The sequence below is a fragment of the Micromonospora sp. L31 genome (genome assembly GCF_052068075.1).
In the GTDB taxonomy this organism is placed as follows: Bacteria; Actinomycetota; Actinomycetes; order Mycobacteriales; family Micromonosporaceae; genus Micromonospora; species Micromonospora purpureochromogenes.
In genome coordinates this window covers 1,148,079-1,162,322 of sequence record NZ_JBQHDC010000001.1, presented here as the reverse complement: position 1 = coordinate 1,162,322, position 14,244 = coordinate 1,148,079, and the positions used below count along the sequence as shown (strand labels likewise).

15 protein-coding genes are annotated in these 14,244 nt (G+C 73.6%); 4 read left to right on the top strand and 11 right to left on the bottom strand.

Translation table 11 applies throughout. From position 1 onward, the window contains the following. Nucleotides 1-16 precede the first annotated feature (16 nt). From ACTMS9_RS05660 to ACTMS9_RS05650, 3 genes are all read right to left on the bottom strand, one after another. Nucleotides 17-1,543, bottom strand: a complete 1,527-nt coding sequence (locus tag ACTMS9_RS05660) for a long-chain-fatty-acid--CoA ligase (protein WP_441164292.1) — start codon at nucleotides 1,541-1,543, stop codon at nucleotides 17-19. Nucleotides 1,544-1,710: 167 nt separating this feature from the next. Continuing rightward, a complete protein-coding gene (locus tag ACTMS9_RS05655) occupies nucleotides 1,711-2,589 on the bottom strand; it encodes a LysR family transcriptional regulator (RefSeq protein WP_441164291.1) in 879 nt (292 codons plus the stop codon). Continuing rightward, nucleotides 2,586-3,470, bottom strand: a complete 885-nt coding sequence (locus ACTMS9_RS05650) for a LysR family transcriptional regulator (protein WP_441164290.1) — start codon at nucleotides 3,468-3,470, stop codon at nucleotides 2,586-2,588. The genes ACTMS9_RS05655 and ACTMS9_RS05650 overlap by 4 nt, the downstream gene beginning before the upstream one ends. Nucleotides 3,471-3,609: 139 nt before the next feature. Here ACTMS9_RS05650 and ACTMS9_RS05645 point away from each other — a divergent pair, with 139 nt between their 5' ends. Then, nucleotides 3,610-3,978 (top strand): VOC family protein, encoded by a 369-nt coding sequence (locus ACTMS9_RS05645; RefSeq protein WP_441146893.1) that lies wholly within the window; start codon nucleotides 3,610-3,612, stop codon nucleotides 3,976-3,978. Nucleotides 3,979-4,019: 41 nt separating this feature from the next. On the opposite strand, the gene ACTMS9_RS05640 is transcribed toward ACTMS9_RS05645, so the two are convergent. From ACTMS9_RS05640 to ACTMS9_RS05620, 5 genes are all read right to left on the bottom strand, one after another. After that, nucleotides 4,020-4,994 (bottom strand): phosphotransferase family protein, encoded by a 975-nt coding sequence (locus ACTMS9_RS05640; RefSeq protein ID WP_441164289.1) that lies wholly within the window; start codon nucleotides 4,992-4,994, stop codon nucleotides 4,020-4,022. Next, the gene (locus ACTMS9_RS05635) at nucleotides 4,991-5,179 is read right to left on the bottom strand and encodes a hypothetical protein (protein ID WP_441164288.1); all 189 of its coding nucleotides are present in this window, start codon (nucleotides 5,177-5,179) and stop codon (nucleotides 4,991-4,993) included. The genes ACTMS9_RS05640 and ACTMS9_RS05635 overlap by 4 nt, the downstream gene beginning before the upstream one ends. Continuing rightward, the gene (locus tag ACTMS9_RS05630) at nucleotides 5,176-6,444 is read right to left on the bottom strand and encodes an RNA-guided endonuclease InsQ/TnpB family protein (RefSeq protein ID WP_441164287.1); all 1,269 of its coding nucleotides are present in this window, start codon (nucleotides 6,442-6,444) and stop codon (nucleotides 5,176-5,178) included. Before ACTMS9_RS05630 ends, ACTMS9_RS05635 begins: the two co-directional genes overlap by 4 nt. Before the next feature lie 218 nt (nucleotides 6,445-6,662). Next, complete coding sequence (yidD, locus tag ACTMS9_RS05625) at nucleotides 6,663-7,049, bottom strand: membrane protein insertion efficiency factor YidD (RefSeq protein ID WP_441164286.1); 387 nt, start codon at nucleotides 7,047-7,049, stop codon at nucleotides 6,663-6,665. Between the two features lie 39 nt (nucleotides 7,050-7,088). After that, complete coding sequence (locus ACTMS9_RS05620) at nucleotides 7,089-7,877, bottom strand: PPOX class F420-dependent oxidoreductase (protein WP_441164285.1); 789 nt, start codon at nucleotides 7,875-7,877, stop codon at nucleotides 7,089-7,091. 59 nt (nucleotides 7,878-7,936) lie between these two features. Here ACTMS9_RS05620 and ACTMS9_RS05615 point away from each other — a divergent pair, with 59 nt between their 5' ends. After that, on the top strand, nucleotides 7,937-8,356 hold the full coding sequence (locus tag ACTMS9_RS05615; RefSeq protein WP_441164284.1) for a VOC family protein: 420 nt from the start codon (nucleotides 7,937-7,939) through the stop codon (nucleotides 8,354-8,356). Here ACTMS9_RS05615 and ACTMS9_RS05610 read toward each other — a convergent pair. Beyond that, nucleotides 8,349-9,476, bottom strand: coding sequence for a hypothetical protein (locus ACTMS9_RS05610; RefSeq protein WP_441164283.1), 1,128 nt, complete (start codon nucleotides 9,474-9,476; stop codon nucleotides 8,349-8,351). The two genes, ACTMS9_RS05615 and ACTMS9_RS05610, sit on opposite strands and share 8 nt — an antisense overlap. Nucleotides 9,477-9,764: 288 nt before the next feature. On the opposite strand from ACTMS9_RS05610, the gene ACTMS9_RS05605 reads away from it, so the two are divergent. Together ACTMS9_RS05605 and ACTMS9_RS05600 are read left to right on the top strand one after the other, a co-directional pair. Beyond that, nucleotides 9,765-11,312 carry a gluconokinase gene (locus tag ACTMS9_RS05605; RefSeq protein WP_441146904.1) on the top strand — a complete coding sequence of 516 codons (1,548 nt, stop codon included), beginning with the start codon at nucleotides 9,765-9,767 and terminating at the stop codon, nucleotides 11,310-11,312. 48 nt (nucleotides 11,313-11,360) lie between these two features. Beyond that, nucleotides 11,361-12,881, top strand: a complete 1,521-nt coding sequence (locus ACTMS9_RS05600) for a GntP family permease (RefSeq protein ID WP_441164282.1) — start codon at nucleotides 11,361-11,363, stop codon at nucleotides 12,879-12,881. Between the two features lie 123 nt (nucleotides 12,882-13,004). On the opposite strand, the gene ACTMS9_RS05595 is transcribed toward ACTMS9_RS05600, so the two are convergent. Continuing rightward, a complete protein-coding gene (locus ACTMS9_RS05595; RefSeq protein ID WP_441164281.1) occupies nucleotides 13,005-13,289 on the bottom strand; it encodes a putative quinol monooxygenase in 285 nt (94 codons plus the stop codon). 85 nt (nucleotides 13,290-13,374) lie between these two features. Beyond that, on the bottom strand, nucleotides 13,375-14,133 hold the full coding sequence (locus ACTMS9_RS05590) for a MerR family transcriptional regulator (protein ID WP_441164280.1): 759 nt from the start codon (nucleotides 14,131-14,133) through the stop codon (nucleotides 13,375-13,377). Nucleotides 14,134-14,244: the final 111 nt, after the last annotated feature.

Genomic DNA, 14,244 nt, shown 5'->3' with positions numbered 1-14,244 from the left:
CGGGGTCTTCAGCAGGTCAGGGCGTCCGGTCCTGCGCGAAGCGCCACCGTAGCTCCCGCTTGAGGACCTTCATGCTCGGACCCAACGGGAACTCGTCGACGAACTCGACCCGCCTCGGATACATGTGGCGGCCCACCTGCTCGCGCGCCCAATCGATGATCTCGTCCGCGGTCACCTCCGTTGCCGGGATGACGACCGCGCAGACCTCTTCGCCGTGCGTCGGATGGGGTACGCCGACCACCGCGACCTGCCCGATCGCCGGGTGGCGCAGCAGCGCCTCCTCGACCTCCCGCGGGTAGACGTTGAATCCGCCCCGGATGATGAGGTCCTTCTTCCGGTCGACGATCGTGACGAACCCGGCCTCGTCCCGGGTGCCGATGTCGCCCGTGCGGAACCAGCCGTCCCGGAGGACCTCCGCGGTCGCCCGTGGCTGGCCGAGGTAGCCGGCGAAGATGTTGTGCCCACGGATGACGATCTCGCCGATCTCGCCCGGCGGGAGCAGCTCCACGTGGTCCTCCCGGTCGGCCCGGGCCACCTCGACGTCGACGCCCCAGATGGGGCAGCCGACGGTGCCCGGCCGCGTGCCGAAGGTCGGCTGGTTGGTGGTGGCCACCGGGGAGGTCTCGGACAGCCCGTAGCCTTCGTACACGGTCGTCGTGAACGTCGCCGCGACCTCGTCGAGCACGCTGAGCGGCAGCGACGCGCCGCCGGAGACGCACAGCCGCAGGGACGGGCGCGGTGCGCCCCTGCGGGCCGCGTCGAGCAGCGCGATGTACATGGTGGGCACGCCGAGGAACGCCGTCACGTCATGCGCGACCATCAGCTCCAACGCTTGGACCGGGTCGAAGCGCGGCTGGAGCACGAGCGTGGCGGCGGCGCGGAACGCGGTGTTCATCGCGGCGGTCTGCCCGAAGCTGTGGAACAGCGGCAGGCAGCCGAGCAGCACGTCGTCGCGGCGTACCCCGAGGTCGTCGAAGGCGTTGACGGTGGCGTTCATCGTCAGGTTGAAATGGGTCAGCACCGCGCCCTTCGGTCGACCCGTGGTGCCGCTGGTGTAGAGCACCACGGCGGGGTCGTCCGGCGCGGTCGGCACCAGCCCGGGCCTCGGCGCCAGCCGGGCGGCCGCCGCGACCAGCGAGTCCGGATCGGCCGGATCCAGTCCGACCGCCGGTATTCCGGCCAGCTCCGCCGCCTTCACGGCCGTCGCCGGGTCACCGCCGCCGTGCACCAGGGCACGGGCGTGGCTGTCGCGCAGGACGAACGCCACCTCCTCCGCGGTCAACAGCAGGTGGATCGGCACCACGACCGCGCCGAGCGAGAGGATCGCGTAGTAGGCGCGCGGAAAGTCCGGCACGTTCGCGGCCATGAGCGCGACATGGTCACCGGGGCGTACCCCCCGCTCGGCCAGCGCCGCGGCGTAGCCCCGGGTCTGCGCCCACAGCTCCGCGTACGTGACGCGTTCGTCGCCGCAGACGATCGCGGGATGCGCGGGTCGGCGCCGGGCGGACTCGGCCAGGACGGAGGCCAGCGACAGTTGGGCCATGGTTCCTCGCTGTCGAAGGGGAGGAGCGGCGTCGCGGACCGGACGCGGGTGGGGTCCACTGATCGAAGACCGGCGGGCCGGCGAAATCAAAGACGAGCCGTCACCCGCCCCATAGGCGGCGGCTATGGCTGGCGGCGTGCACCCCACGGCCTCACGGCCTGGCCGGTCTACTCCGGCCCGGGCAGCAGTTCCAGCAGGGCCTGGGCGGCCGGCGACAGCCGCCCGGACCGGTGGACCAGGGCGAACCGGCAGACCACCGGTGGGTCCAGCGCCCGCACGACGGCCCCGCCGCGGGCCGCCTCGTCGGCGTACCACCGGGTCAGGAACGCGGCGCCGGCCTGGGCCAGGACCATGGGTACGACCGCCTCGCGGTGCCGGGTCACCGCCGCGCGACGCATCCGCACACCGGCCGTGGCGAGCGCGGCCAGGACCGTCGCGCGCAGCGCGCTGTGCCCCTGGATGTCGATCACCGGGGTGTCCTGGAGCGCCCGCAGCGGCAGCGGCCCGTCGGGGGCGGGCGTGCCGGGCGGCAGCACCGCCCACACCTGCTGTGCGCCCAGCTCCCGCACGGGCAGCCGGAGGTCGGGGATGGGCAGGTACGTCAGGGCCAGCTCGCAGCTTCCGTCGCGGACGAGCCGGGCCAGGTCCTCGTCGTCGCGGGGCTCCAACACGCGCACCGCGATGCCGGGGAAGCGTCGCCGCAGGGTGGCGATCGCCGGGGTGAGGGGGTCGACGGTCAGTGCGGCGTGCGCGGCGATGTCGAGCCGTCCGGTGCGCAGGTTCACCACGTCGGCGACCGCGGCCCGGGCGGCGGTGGCGTCCTGAAGGACCTGTCGGGCCGGGGCGACCAGCGCCTCGCCGCCGACGGTGAGGACCAGGCCGCGCCCGGTGCGGTGGAACAGCTCGATGCCGAGTTCGCGTTCCAGCCCCCGGATCGCCTGCGACAGGGACGGCTGGGCGATGCGGATGGCCGCGGCCGCGCGGGTGACGCCGCCGTGGTCGACCACGGCGAGGAAGTACTCCAGCTGGCGCAGGTCGACCGTCATCGCCCCGCCCCGCACACGGCGCGGGCGTGTGCCACGAACGCGCGGGCGGCCGGCGACAGTGGACCGGGCCGGTGCACCAGCCCGTACGCCTGCCGCAGCGGCGGGTCGACCGGGCGCACGACGGCGCCGAGCGAGGCGGCCGAGTGCGCGGTCTCCCGCACCAGGAAGGCGGCGCCGGCACCGCCGAGGACGAGCGGCGCGAGCGCCTCCGGGTGCGCCACCTCGACCACCAGCCGGGTGCGGACGCCCTGATCGCGCAGCGCCCGCTCGACGTCGTCCCGTTCCCAGCTCCCGCGCGGCACCCCGAGGACGTCGGCGCCGTGCAGCCGGGCCAGCGGCACGGCGTCACCCGGGCCGACGTCGGTGCCGGGCGGGAACGCCAGCCACAGCTCCTGTACGCCGAGTTCGACCACGTGGAGCCCGAGGTGCGGCAGGGGCAGGTGCGTCAGGCCCAGCTCGCTGTGCCCGTCCCGGACGAGGATGTGCAGGCCGTCGTCGGTCTCCGGCTCGTCGATGTGGACGACGATGTGCGGATTCTCGCGCCGGAAGGAGCCGACCAGGGACGCTCCCGGGTAGGCCGCCAGCACGGGCACGGCGACCAGATCGAGGGCCGGCGTGGCTCGTGCGTGCGACCCCACCGCCTCGCGGGCGGCGGTGATGCCGCGCAGCATCTGGCGGGCCGGGCCGACGAAGGCCCTGCCCGCGTAGGAGAGCACCAACCCGTGCGGGACCCGGTGGAACAGCTCGGCGCCGAGTTCGCGCTCGAGCGCGCGCACCGACTGCGACAGCGTCGGCTGGGCGACGTCGAGCGCCGAGGCCGCCCGACTGAAGCCACCGTGCTCGGCTACCGCGAGGAAGTAGGAGACCTGCCTGACGTCCAATGGGTTCCCGATGGCTCAGCTGGTGCCCGGTCAGCACGGATGTTACCGGTAAGTTCTGCCCGAGCCGCCGGGCGTGGCGGGCAAAGTGTCGGAGCGGAGTTCTAGCCTGACCCGGACCCGACGCCCGCAGGAGGCACCCATGCTCGACCACCTGTCCATCCAGGCCCGTGACGTGGCGGCCAGCGCCGCCTTCTACGACGCCGTCCTGGCCCCGCTCGGCGGTCGCCGGGTGATGGAGTTCGGCCCGGTCATCGGGTACGGCACCGACAGCCCCGACTTCTGGCTCGGCCCGGTGAACACCGGCGGTGAGGCGCGCGAGGCGCACATCGCGTTCACCGCGCCGGACCGGGCCGCCGTGCAGGCGTTCCACGACGCCGCGGTCGCCGCCGGCGCCGAGGTGCTGCACGCACCCCGGCTCTGGCCGGAGTACCACCCCACCTACTTCGGCGCGTTCGTCCGCGACCCGGACGGCAACAACGTCGAGGCCGTCTGCCACGCCCCCGAGTGACCAAGCTGGCCTAGCCGGATTCCCGCCCGGATCTCCACGGCTCAGCCCCGCCCGAGCAGGGTGGCGGCCTGCGCCAGCCAGTGCGGCACGTCGGCCTCGTGGTACACCCGCTCGCTCGGCTCGATCGCGGCGAGGAAGGCCGCGTACACGGCCGCCGACCGCAGTGCCGCGACCGGCCGCAGCAGCTCCACGGCCCGTTCCGGCTCGCAGCCGGGCACGTCGGCCCGCCACCGGGCGCACCACGCGGCCACCAGGGCGCCCGACGCGTCGGGCGGAAGCCCGATGGTCAGTACCAGGATGTCGAAGGCCGGGTGCCCGACGAACGAGTCACCCCAGTCGATGATGACCCGCCGGTCACCGTCGCTGCGGACGTTGCCGGGGTGCAGGTCCCCGTGCACCAGGGTGTCCGGCACGCCGCACCGCCGGGCCCGCGCCAGCCGCTCCTCCAGCCCGTCCAGCACGGCGTCGGCGTGGTGCAGGGCGAGCGCGGCGCGGATCCAGCGGGCCAGGGCGGCGCCGCGCAGGTCGGGCACCCCGGCCGCCACCAGGTCGTCGACGAGGGGCAGCGCGCGTACCTGGAGGGTGTGCTGGTCGGCGGCGATGGCGTGACGTTCGGCGGGGTCCGCCCCGTAGCGGTCCTCCCCCGGCACGTGGTCGAGCAGCATCCGGCCGTCGTCGTCCGCGGCGAGCAGCGGCGGCACCAGGCCGGGCGTGATCGCGCCGAGCCGGCGCAGCACCGCCGCCTCGTGCCGGAAGAAACCGGGCACCTGCTTGAGCCAGACCGGGCCGCGCGGACCGTCGAGTCGCCAGATCGCGGACAGGTTCCAGGTGCGCCGCTGTGCTGCCTCCTTCGCCGGCCGGCCGAGGCGGTCGAGGGCGGCGGTGGCCCACCCGACGGTGGCGGCCGGTCCGCCCGGCTTGGCGTAGAGCGCGCGCAGCGGGTGCGACGCGAGTTCCAGGTCCACCGGTCGCAGCGGTACGGCGGGTGGGGCGGCCACCTCGGCCAGATACGTCACCGCGCCGCCGATCCTGGCCGGTCGCTGACGCCGGACAGCAGCCGCAGCACCGCGACCTCGACGGGAGCGCCGCAGACGACCGCGTCGACCTCCTGCCACCAGGGGGTCGGCACCTCGTACGGAGGCAGTGCCCCGAGCAGCCGGCCGGCGGGGTCGACCAGGACGAGGGTCACGGTGCGGGTCACGGTCGCCGACCTTGACGTTCTCCCCGCCCTAAAGGGACAGGGGTTCCCTCCGTGCTGCGCGTGGAACAGGGCGCAGCACGTGGGCGGATTCCTGCTTCCCGGCGCGGTGCCGGCACGGGTGCCGGTCTTACCTGCGCTCCACAGGCGTTTAGGCTCTCGGCGCGTCCCGCCGCGAGCACGTTGATGGCCGCGTTGACGTCCCGGTCGTGGACCGCACCGCACGGGCAGGTCCACGACCGGACGTTCAGCGGCTTGGGACCGTCGAGCCGGCCGCACACCGAGCACGTCTGCGACGTGGGCGCGAACCGATCGATCTTGGCGAAGGTGCGCCCGTACCGGGCGGCCTTGTACTCCAACATCGCGGTGAAGCCGGCCCAGCCGGCGTCGTGCACCGACCTCGCCAGGCGGGTCCGGGCAAGGCCGGTAACACACAGGTCCTCGACGTACACCGCTTGGTTGTCGCGGATGATCTGGATCGAGAGCTTGTGCTGCCAGTCTCGCCTCGTGTCAGCCACCCGGGCGTGCGCCTTCGCCACCGTGACGACGGCCTTCGTGCGGTTGTTGCTGCCCCGCTGCTTACGCGACAGCGCCTGCTGCAACCGGCGCAGCTTGCGGGCGGCTTTTCGCAGGAATCGCGGCGCCGCGACCTTCGTGCCGTCGGACAGGACCGCGAAGTGGGTCAGACCCAGGTCGATGCCCACCTCGGCCTCGGCCGGCGGCAGCGGCTCGTCGCCGGCCTGGACGACGAACGAGGCGAAGTACCGGCCCGCCGCGTCCATGACGATCGTCACCGAACTCGGTGTCGCGGGCAACGCCCGCGACCACCGCACCGCCAGATCACCAATCTTCGGCAGCCGCAGCCGACCGTTATCCAGCACCTTGAATCGGGCGTTCGCGGTGAACCGGATAGCCTGCCGGTTGTCCTTGCGCGACCGGAACCGCGGCGGGGCCACCTTGCGCCCCTTCCGCTTTCCGGACAGGGATGCGAAGAAGTTGCGGTACGCGAGGTTCAGATCGGCGAGGGCCTGCTGCAACACCACCGCCGACACCTCACCCAGCCACGCCCGCTGCGGCGTCGTCTTCGCCTCGGTAATCACCCGCTTGGACAGGTCCCCGTCGGAGATGTAGGGCAGGCCCTGCTCCCGGGCTGCCTGTCGTGCGCGCAGCGCGTCATTGAACACCACCCGCGCGCACCCGAACGCCCGCGCCAGCGCTTCCCGTTGACCCGACGTCGGGTAGACGCGGTAGTTGTACCGAAGCTGCACATCGGACAGTCTGGCAGTGGCCTATGACAGAAACCGCAAGCGTACGCACCGGCAGGCATCGCGTTTTCGCACTGCATGCCCACTTGGTCTTCACAACCGGCCAGGCTAGAGCACGCTCGGGCCGAGACGGCCCTCCCGCGCAGGCCTTCACCCCCGCCCAAAGGGCGAAGCACTGGCCCGCATCTTGGTAGCGCCGGGGCGGGACGCGGGGCGAGCGGTTATCGCACCGGGTCGTGGGTGCCGCGCGGCACGCCGGGTCGGCAGCGGCGCAGCCGGTCCGCCGCCATCCGCCCGCCGACCGCCAGGCCGTACCGCTCGACGGCGGTGAGGCCGTACGCGCTGCACGTCGGGGTGAACCGGCACTGGCCGGGCCAGCGGTGCGACAGCCAGCGGCGGTAGCCGAGGATCGCGGCCCGGCCGGCCCGGTCGACGACCGGTGCCCGGCTGACCTGGGCGGTAGCGGCGCCGAGGGTGAGCAGGAAGGAGAAGAGCCCGAGGTCGCAGCAGTTCGGACCGTCGCACTCGCAGGCGTCACAGCCGGCGTAGGCCCAGTCGCGCTTCTTCTTGTTCTTGGCGGTGCGCCGACCCCACAGTCTGTTGATCACGCCGTCCATGGTGCGGCAGCCCCGCCACCCGGGCGCTGGTCAGGCCGGTCGGTCCGGCGGCGTGGTGAGGGCGAAGTGGACGGTACGGCCGGTGCGCCGCCGCCCGAGGCGGTGAGCCAGCGGCACGAGCACGCCGTGCAGCACGGGGTACTTGCGGACCAGCAGCCGGGCGGCGTGCCGCTCCTCGTCGCCGGTGAGCCGACGCGCGGTGGCCTCGCCGGCGGGGCCGGTCGGTCGGCCGCGAGCGGTGGACGGGGCGACGGTGACCCTGGGCTCGTTGCGGACGCGCCGGGTTTTGCCGGCCCGCTCGAAGCTGCGCACGTACGCCCGGTCGCCGTCGACGGCGATGCTCACCGCCGTGCCGACCGGGGTGCCGTCGCGGCGGAAGCTGGTCAGCAGCACGGTCTTCTGCCGGGTGAACGGCGCCCACGCCGGTGCCGCGCCGACCTCGACCGCGCCGAGCACGCCGCCGAGTTCGCGCCACCGGGCCACCAGCGCGAGCGCCGCCAGCGCGGCGGTGAGCCCGACCAGCCAGGTCTGGCCGGCGCTGCCGCCGAGGTGCCGGTCGGCGAGGTGGGTGCCGGTGTGCGCGAGCGCCCCGGCGAGGTATCCGGCCAGGGCGACCGCCGGCGCGTCGGCCCAGATCGCGGCGAGCAGCAGGGTCACCCCGATGCCGAGCTGGAACGCGCCGACGTCGTGGACGAAGTGGTGGCTGCCGGGAAAATCGACCGCCTCGGCGAAACCGTCCGGTCGGCGCAGCGCCCACCCTCCGACCAGCAGTGCGGTCAACCCGAGCAGGACGCAGGCGGCCCGGACGAAGATCCTCATGCATACCTGACGGAACGCCGTAGGAGAACGTGACGGTCCCCGGCGGTACGGTCCGGGGCATGGAACAGCGGATCAGCCTGATCACCCTCGGCGTCGTCGACCTCCCGCGCGCCCGGGCGTTCTACGAGCGCCTCGGCTGGCGGGGGCAGGAGGTCGAAAAGACCGTCTTCTTCCAGGCCGGTGGTCTCGCCCTGGTGTTGTGGGGCCGGGAGAAACTGGCCGCCGACGCGGGCGTGCCGGACACCGGCCCGGGCGGCCTGACGCTGGCGCAGAACGTCCGTAACCGCGCCGAGGTCGACGCCGTGCTGGCCACGGCGGAGCGGGCCGGCGCGCGGATCACCCGCCCGGCGGCGGAGACCTTCTACGGCGGCTACGCCGGCTTCTTCACCGACCCCGACGGTCACGTCTGGGAGATCGCCTGGAACCCGGGGTTTCCGCTCGCCGACGACGGCACGCTCACCCTGCCCGACTTCAGCTGAACACGGTGCGCCGCACCCCCCGGTGACCGGCGCAGGCGTCGCGCCGACCGCCGGTGAGGCTGACCGCGCCGTCCTTGCACTGCACCAGGTAGCCGCGCCCCGCCCAGAGGTTCTGCGCGCAGTCGAAGAAGTCGCAGAGCCGGTGGTCGGGCCGGCGGACGCGCTCGCCGCCGCAGAAGTCGTACCGCATGGGGTTGGTCGGGGCGCCGCAGCGCCGCTCGGCCGACGGCGAGGGCGCGGCCGGCGAGCGGCGGGGCTTCGCCACGGCGGACGGCGAGGGCGCGGCGGCGCGGGGCGCGGCCACCCGCGCGGGCACCGGCGTGGCGGCGACGGCGACGTCGGAGCCGGGGCTGACCGGCGGGTCGGCCTCGAAGAGGACCGCGGGCACGACCAGGGCGAGCGCGATGGCGACGGCGACGGTGCGCCGGCCGCCGGGGATGCGCCCGGCGAGCCGGGCCTGCCCGGGGGTGGCGATCGCCGGCCGGAACGGCCGGGTCTGCTCGTGTTCGGCGATCAGCTCGTCGAGCTGCGCGATCACCGCCGCGCGCTGTTCGATGGCGTCGGCGAAGGCCAGGGTGAGGGTGAACCGGAACTCGGCCGCCGCCGTGGGCGGCACCAGCAGGCCGCAGGTGCGCCGCCGGTCGAGGACCTGGATCAGCGACACCGGGGCCGCCGGGTCGTGGGACAGGCCGGTCATCTTCCCGTACGCCCAGTCGCGCCGGCCGCGTCCGCCGAGCAGCACCAGTCGGCGGTTGGTGATCACGGCCACGCCGGCGTCGGTGGCCCGGACGCCGTCGGGGAGCCGGTGGCGCAGCGGCGCCGGCAGCGGCTCGACGGTCAGGTCGGGTGCGGGCAGCACCGTGGTGTGCCGGACCTCGACCAGTTGCGCGGCGGGCAGCGCCCAGAAGACCACCTCGCCGGGGGCGAGCTCCAGGGGCAGGCCGTGGCCGGCCGCCACCGAGCCGTGCAGGTCGACGGCGAGGGTACGCAGTCGCCGCAGCTCGTCGTCGCGCTGTCGCCACGCGCGCTCGGCTTCGCGGTATGCCCGCTGCCGGCGCTCGTTCTGCTTGCGCGCCCAGGTGTAACGCCAGGTGGAACCCGTCGAATCAGTATCTGCCACGCCGACTCCTTCGCCGCGCGAGCCACCAACCGGGGTGTCATCCGGATCAACGGTGGCGGCGAGTCCGGCGGACACGCCGAAGCGCGCGAACCACCCGATCGGGTGACCAATCCGGACGATTGGTGGATGCGCTGCGTCGATTCACGTTCGCCTCGGCAGGAGGCCGGCGGCGGCGCCGGCCGAGGCGGGATCATCCGGTGCGCCATGCGGGGTGCCCTCACCCTCGGTAACGTCAGCCGCAGCCGGACGGCGACGGGGCTACCCGGCACGTCAGGCGGAGGTGGGCTGGTGGGCGCGAGGAGCGACAGGGTCGTGCTCGGCGTCGACATCGGCACCACAAGCACCAAGGTGGTCGCCTACGACACCGAAGGCGAGCAGCTCGCCCACCATTCCGTGGGCTATCCGCTGGACGAGCCGCACCCGGGTTGGGCGGAACAGGACCCGTCGACCATCTTCGACGCGGTCGTCGAGTGCGTCCGTACGGTGGCCGGCGAGCTGCCCGGGCCGGTGGCGGGCTTGTCGTTCAGCACCGCCATGCACAGCCTGATCGGCCTGGACGCCGAGGGCGTCCCGTTGACCCCGTCGGTGACCTGGGCGGATTCCCGGGCCAGCGCGCAGGCCGAGCGGTTGCGGGCCGCCCCGCCGGGGCTGGCGCTGCACCGGCGTACCGGCACGCCGGTGCACCCGATGGCGCCGCTGCCGAAGCTGGTCTGGTTCGCCGAGCAGGAGCCGATGGTCTTCGAGCGGGTCGCGCACTGGGTCGGCATCAAGGACTACGTGCTGCTGCGCCTGACCGACGCGCTGGTGACCGACCACTCGGTGGCCTCGGCCACCGGGCTGATGGACATCCACCACCTGGTCTGGGACGCGCAGGCGCTGGGCATCGCTGGCATCGTCGAGGAGCAGCTGCCGCAGCTCGTCGCGACCACCACGGTGCTGCCCGGCCTCACCGCCGCGGCGGCCGTGGCGACCGGGCTGCCCGCCGACACCCCGGTGGTGGTCGGCGCGGGCGACGGCCCGCTGGCCAACCTCGGCCTGGGGGCGGTCCGGCCGGGCGTGGTGGCCTGTTCGATCGGCACGTCCGGGGCGATGCGGGTGGCCGTGGAGCGGCCGGCCGTCGATCCGCTCGGCGGGGTGTTCTGCTACGCGCTGACCGAGGAGCGCTGGGTGGTCGGCGGCGCGATCAACAACGGCGGCATCGTGCTCCAGTGGGCCGGCGACGCGCTGGCTCCGGAGCTGGGCGAGGACTCCGAGGAGGAGCTGCTGGCGCTGGCCGAGCGGGCGCCGGTCGGGTCCGGTGGGCTGATCATGCTGCCGTACCTGCTCAGCGAGCGGGCGCCGCACTGGAGCGCGCTGCCGCGCGGGGCGTACGTGGGGCTCACCCACGGCCACCGCCGCGAGCATCTGATCCGGGCGGCGCTGGAGGGGGTGTGCCAGCAGCTCGCCCTGGTGCTGGCCTCGGTACGGGCGGCCGGCAACGAGGTACGCGAGATCCGGGCCAGCGGCGGCTTCGCGCGCAGCCCGCTGTGGCGGCAGATCCTCGCCGACGCGCTCGGCATGCCGGTGCGGTTTCCCGCCGGGCACGAGGGTTCCAGCTTCGGCGCGGCGCTGCTCGGCATGCAGGCGCTCGGGCTGATCCCGTCCATCGACGTCGCCGCCGACCTGGTGGACATCGACGAGACGGTACGCCCCGACCCGGCCGCCGCCGCCACCTACGCCGCGCTGCTCCCGCTCTTCTCCGAGCTGTACGACGCACTCGTCCCGACCTTCGCGTCGCTGCGACGGCTGGCCCCGAGCCTGCCGCCGGAACCGTCACCCGCCCCCGCACCCATGTGATCGCCCGTCCCGCACGGGACCGGACGCCGTCCGAAGGTCGTGATTACCGTGACCACTGTCCTCGCCGCACCGGCCGAGCTCACCGACGCCGGTGACGCCCAACTGATCGTCGCGGCACTGCTGGGCATCGCCGCGGTGGTGCTCCTGATCGCCTGGGGCAAGGTCCACCCGTTCCTGTCGCTGATCCTCGGCGCGGCGGTGCTCGGCGTGGTCGCCGGCGTCTCCCCCGAGAAGATCGTCACCTCGTTCAGCGGCGGCGTCGGCTCCACGGTGGGCGGAGTCGGCCTGCTGATCGCGCTCGGGGCCATGATCGGTGGCCTGCTCGCCGAATCCGGCGGCGCGGACGGCATCGTCGAACGGGTGGTCGGCCGGGTCTCCGGCACGGCGCTGCCCTGGGCGATGGCCGGGGTCGCCGCCCTCATCGGGCTGCCGCTCTTCTTCGAGGTCGGCGTCGTGCTACTGGTGCCGATCGTGCTGCTGGTCTCGTTGCGCACCGACGTACCCCTGATGAAGATCGGCATCCCGGCGCTGGCCGGCCTGTCGGTGCTGCACGGCCTGGTGCCGCCGCACCCGGGCCCGCTGGTCGCGATCGACGCCCTGGGCGCCAACCTCGGCCAGACCCTCGCGCTGGGACTGCTGGTCGCCATCCCGACGGTGATCGTCGCCGGTCCGATCTTCGGCAACTTCATCGCCCGCTACGTGCCCGCCACCGCACCGGAGGCGTTGCTACCCACCCGGCGACCGGCCGCGCTCGCCGGCGGCCGGGGTCCGGCGGCCACCGGGCGCGGCCCGCTCGACGCCGACGGCGACCTGGTCACCGAGGACGACCTGGCCAACCCCGGCGCCGGCCGCCCGGGTGAGCCGATCGACGAGGCCGCCACCGCACGAGTGCGGGCGCGCCGGGCGCCGGCCCTGTGGGCCGCGGTCATCACCGTCCTGCTGCCGGTGGTGCTGATGCTGCTACGGGCGATCGGCGAGCTGACCCTCGACGAGGGCACCGCCGGCCGCAAGGCGCTGGACATCGTCGGCACCCCGATCGTCGCCCTGCTCGCCGGCGTCATCTTCGCGATGATCTTCCTCGGCTACCGGACCGGTTTCAGCCGCACGCAGGTCTCCGCCTTCCTCGGCGGGTCGCTGCCGCCGATCGCCGGCATCCTGCTGATCGTCGCCGCCGGCGGCGGTTTCAAGCAGGTGCTGGTCGACGCCGGGGTGGGGAACCTGGTCGCGAACGCGGCCGAGGGCGCGAACCTCTCGCCGCTGCTGCTGGGCTGGCTGGTGGCCGTCGGCATCCGGGTGGCGACCGGCTCGGCCACCGTCGCCACCATCACCGCCGCCGGTATCGTCGCGCCGCTGGCGGAGACCCTCCAGGGACCGGAGGTGGCGCTGCTGGCGCTGGCCATCGGCTGCGGGTCGCTGTTCTTCTCGCACGTCAACGACGCGGGCTTCTGGCTGGTCAAGGAGTACTTCGGATTGACGGTCGGACAGACCATCAAGAGCTGGTCGGTGATGGAGACGATCATCTCCGTGGTCGGCTTCCTCGGCGTCCTCCTCCTCGACCTCCTGCTGTAACCCCGCCCCCACCTCGCCCCCGCCCGTCGCCAGTCGGGCCGGCACTTTCTGAGAAAGAGGGCCCATCCAGCGCGGAACAGCCACTCTTTCCGAGAAAGTGCGCGGATCTTTACGCGGGGGTGGTCAGGGGGCTTCGACGGCGGAGATGCGGTAGCGGTGCACCTCGGCGCCGAGGATCGCCGCCATCTGCTCCTCCGCTGGGCCGGAACCGCGGAAGGCGAGCAGTTGGTCGTCGCTGTCCCAGCGCTCGTAGACGTTGATCCGGCCCGGCTCGACCAGGTCGGCGCTGATCGCGAAGTCCACGCAGCCGGGCGCCGAGCGCGCCTGCCGCACGGTCTCGGCGCAGGACGCCAGGTAGGCGTCCCGCCCGGCCGGGTCGACGTAGAGACTTCCGGCGACGATGAGCACGGTGACCTCCGGTGGTGTGGTGGGGCGGTCCGCCTGACAGGCACCAATATGCCTGCCAGGCGGGAGCCGCACCCCCCACACCGACTCAGGCGCGCGTGATCGCGTTGGCGTGGATCGCCTCGTTCAGGTACGCGGCCATCCCCGGCGCGATCGCCTCGTAGTGCGCGGTGAACCGCGGATCCGCCACGTACATCTCGGCCAACCCGGTGTGGATCTCGTAGGAGCAGTCGTAGAACCAGCGGCTGATCAGCTGCCGGTGCTCCTCGGCCAGCGCCATCGCCGCCGGCGAGTCCGCCGTCGCCCCGGACGCCATCACCTCGACGAACCGCCGCCCCCAGTCCTCGTTCTCCGCCTTGTTGCGCAGCCAGTCCTCCTTCGAGTAACCGGCCACCCGCCGGTTCGACTCCCGGTACGCCTCGGTGCCGCCCCAGCGCTGCTCCGCCTCCTCGGCGTGCGCGTCCGGGTCGAAGTCCCCGAAGACCTCGAACCGCTCCTCCGGGGTCAGATTGATGTTCATTCTTCTCGCCTCCATCGCGAGCTCGATCGCGGTGACCATCTCCTGGAGCTTCCCGATCCGCCCGGTCAGCAGCTCGTGCTGCCGGCGCAGGTGCGCCGCCGGGTCGGCGGTCGGGTCGTCGAGGATCGCCGCGATCTCCTCAAGCGGGAACCCCAGCTCCCGGTAGAACCGGATGTGCTGCAGGCGCTCCAGGTCCGCGTCGTCGTAGCGGCGGTAGCCCGCCGCGGTGCGTCCGCTGGGCGACAGCAGCCCGATCTCGTCGTAGTGGTGCAGCGTCCGGACCGTCACCCGGGCCGCCTTCGCCACCTGACCCACCGTGTACGCCATGGTTTCCCTCCCTTCCGCGACCAAGGCTCCCGCCTGCCGTTGCGTGAGGGTCAAGCCCGATTCTGCGCCCCTCGTCACACCCTCGGCGAAGCACTCCGCCTGCTTGCCGGT

What these genes read in the sequence shown, in the direction of transcription:
- ACTMS9_RS05660 (WP_441164292.1), bottom strand. Translation starts at nt 1,543, where the DNA reads ATGGCCCAACTGTCGCTGGCCTCCGTCCTGGCCGAGTCCGCCCGGCGC.
- ACTMS9_RS05655 (WP_441164291.1), bottom strand. Translation starts at nt 2,589, where the DNA reads ATGACGGTCGACCTGCGCCAGCTGGAGTACTTCCTCGCCGTGGTCGAC.
- ACTMS9_RS05645 (WP_441146893.1), top strand. Translation starts at nt 3,610, where the DNA reads ATGCTCGACCACCTGTCCATCCAGGCCCGTGACGTGGCGGCCAGCGCC.
- ACTMS9_RS05620 (WP_441164285.1), bottom strand. Translation starts at nt 7,877, where the DNA reads ATGAGGATCTTCGTCCGGGCCGCCTGCGTCCTGCTCGGGTTGACCGCA.
- ACTMS9_RS05615 (WP_441164284.1), top strand. Translation starts at nt 7,937, where the DNA reads ATGGAACAGCGGATCAGCCTGATCACCCTCGGCGTCGTCGACCTCCCG.
- ACTMS9_RS05590 (WP_441164280.1), bottom strand. Translation starts at nt 14,133, where the DNA reads ATGGCGTACACGGTGGGTCAGGTGGCGAAGGCGGCCCGGGTGACGGTC.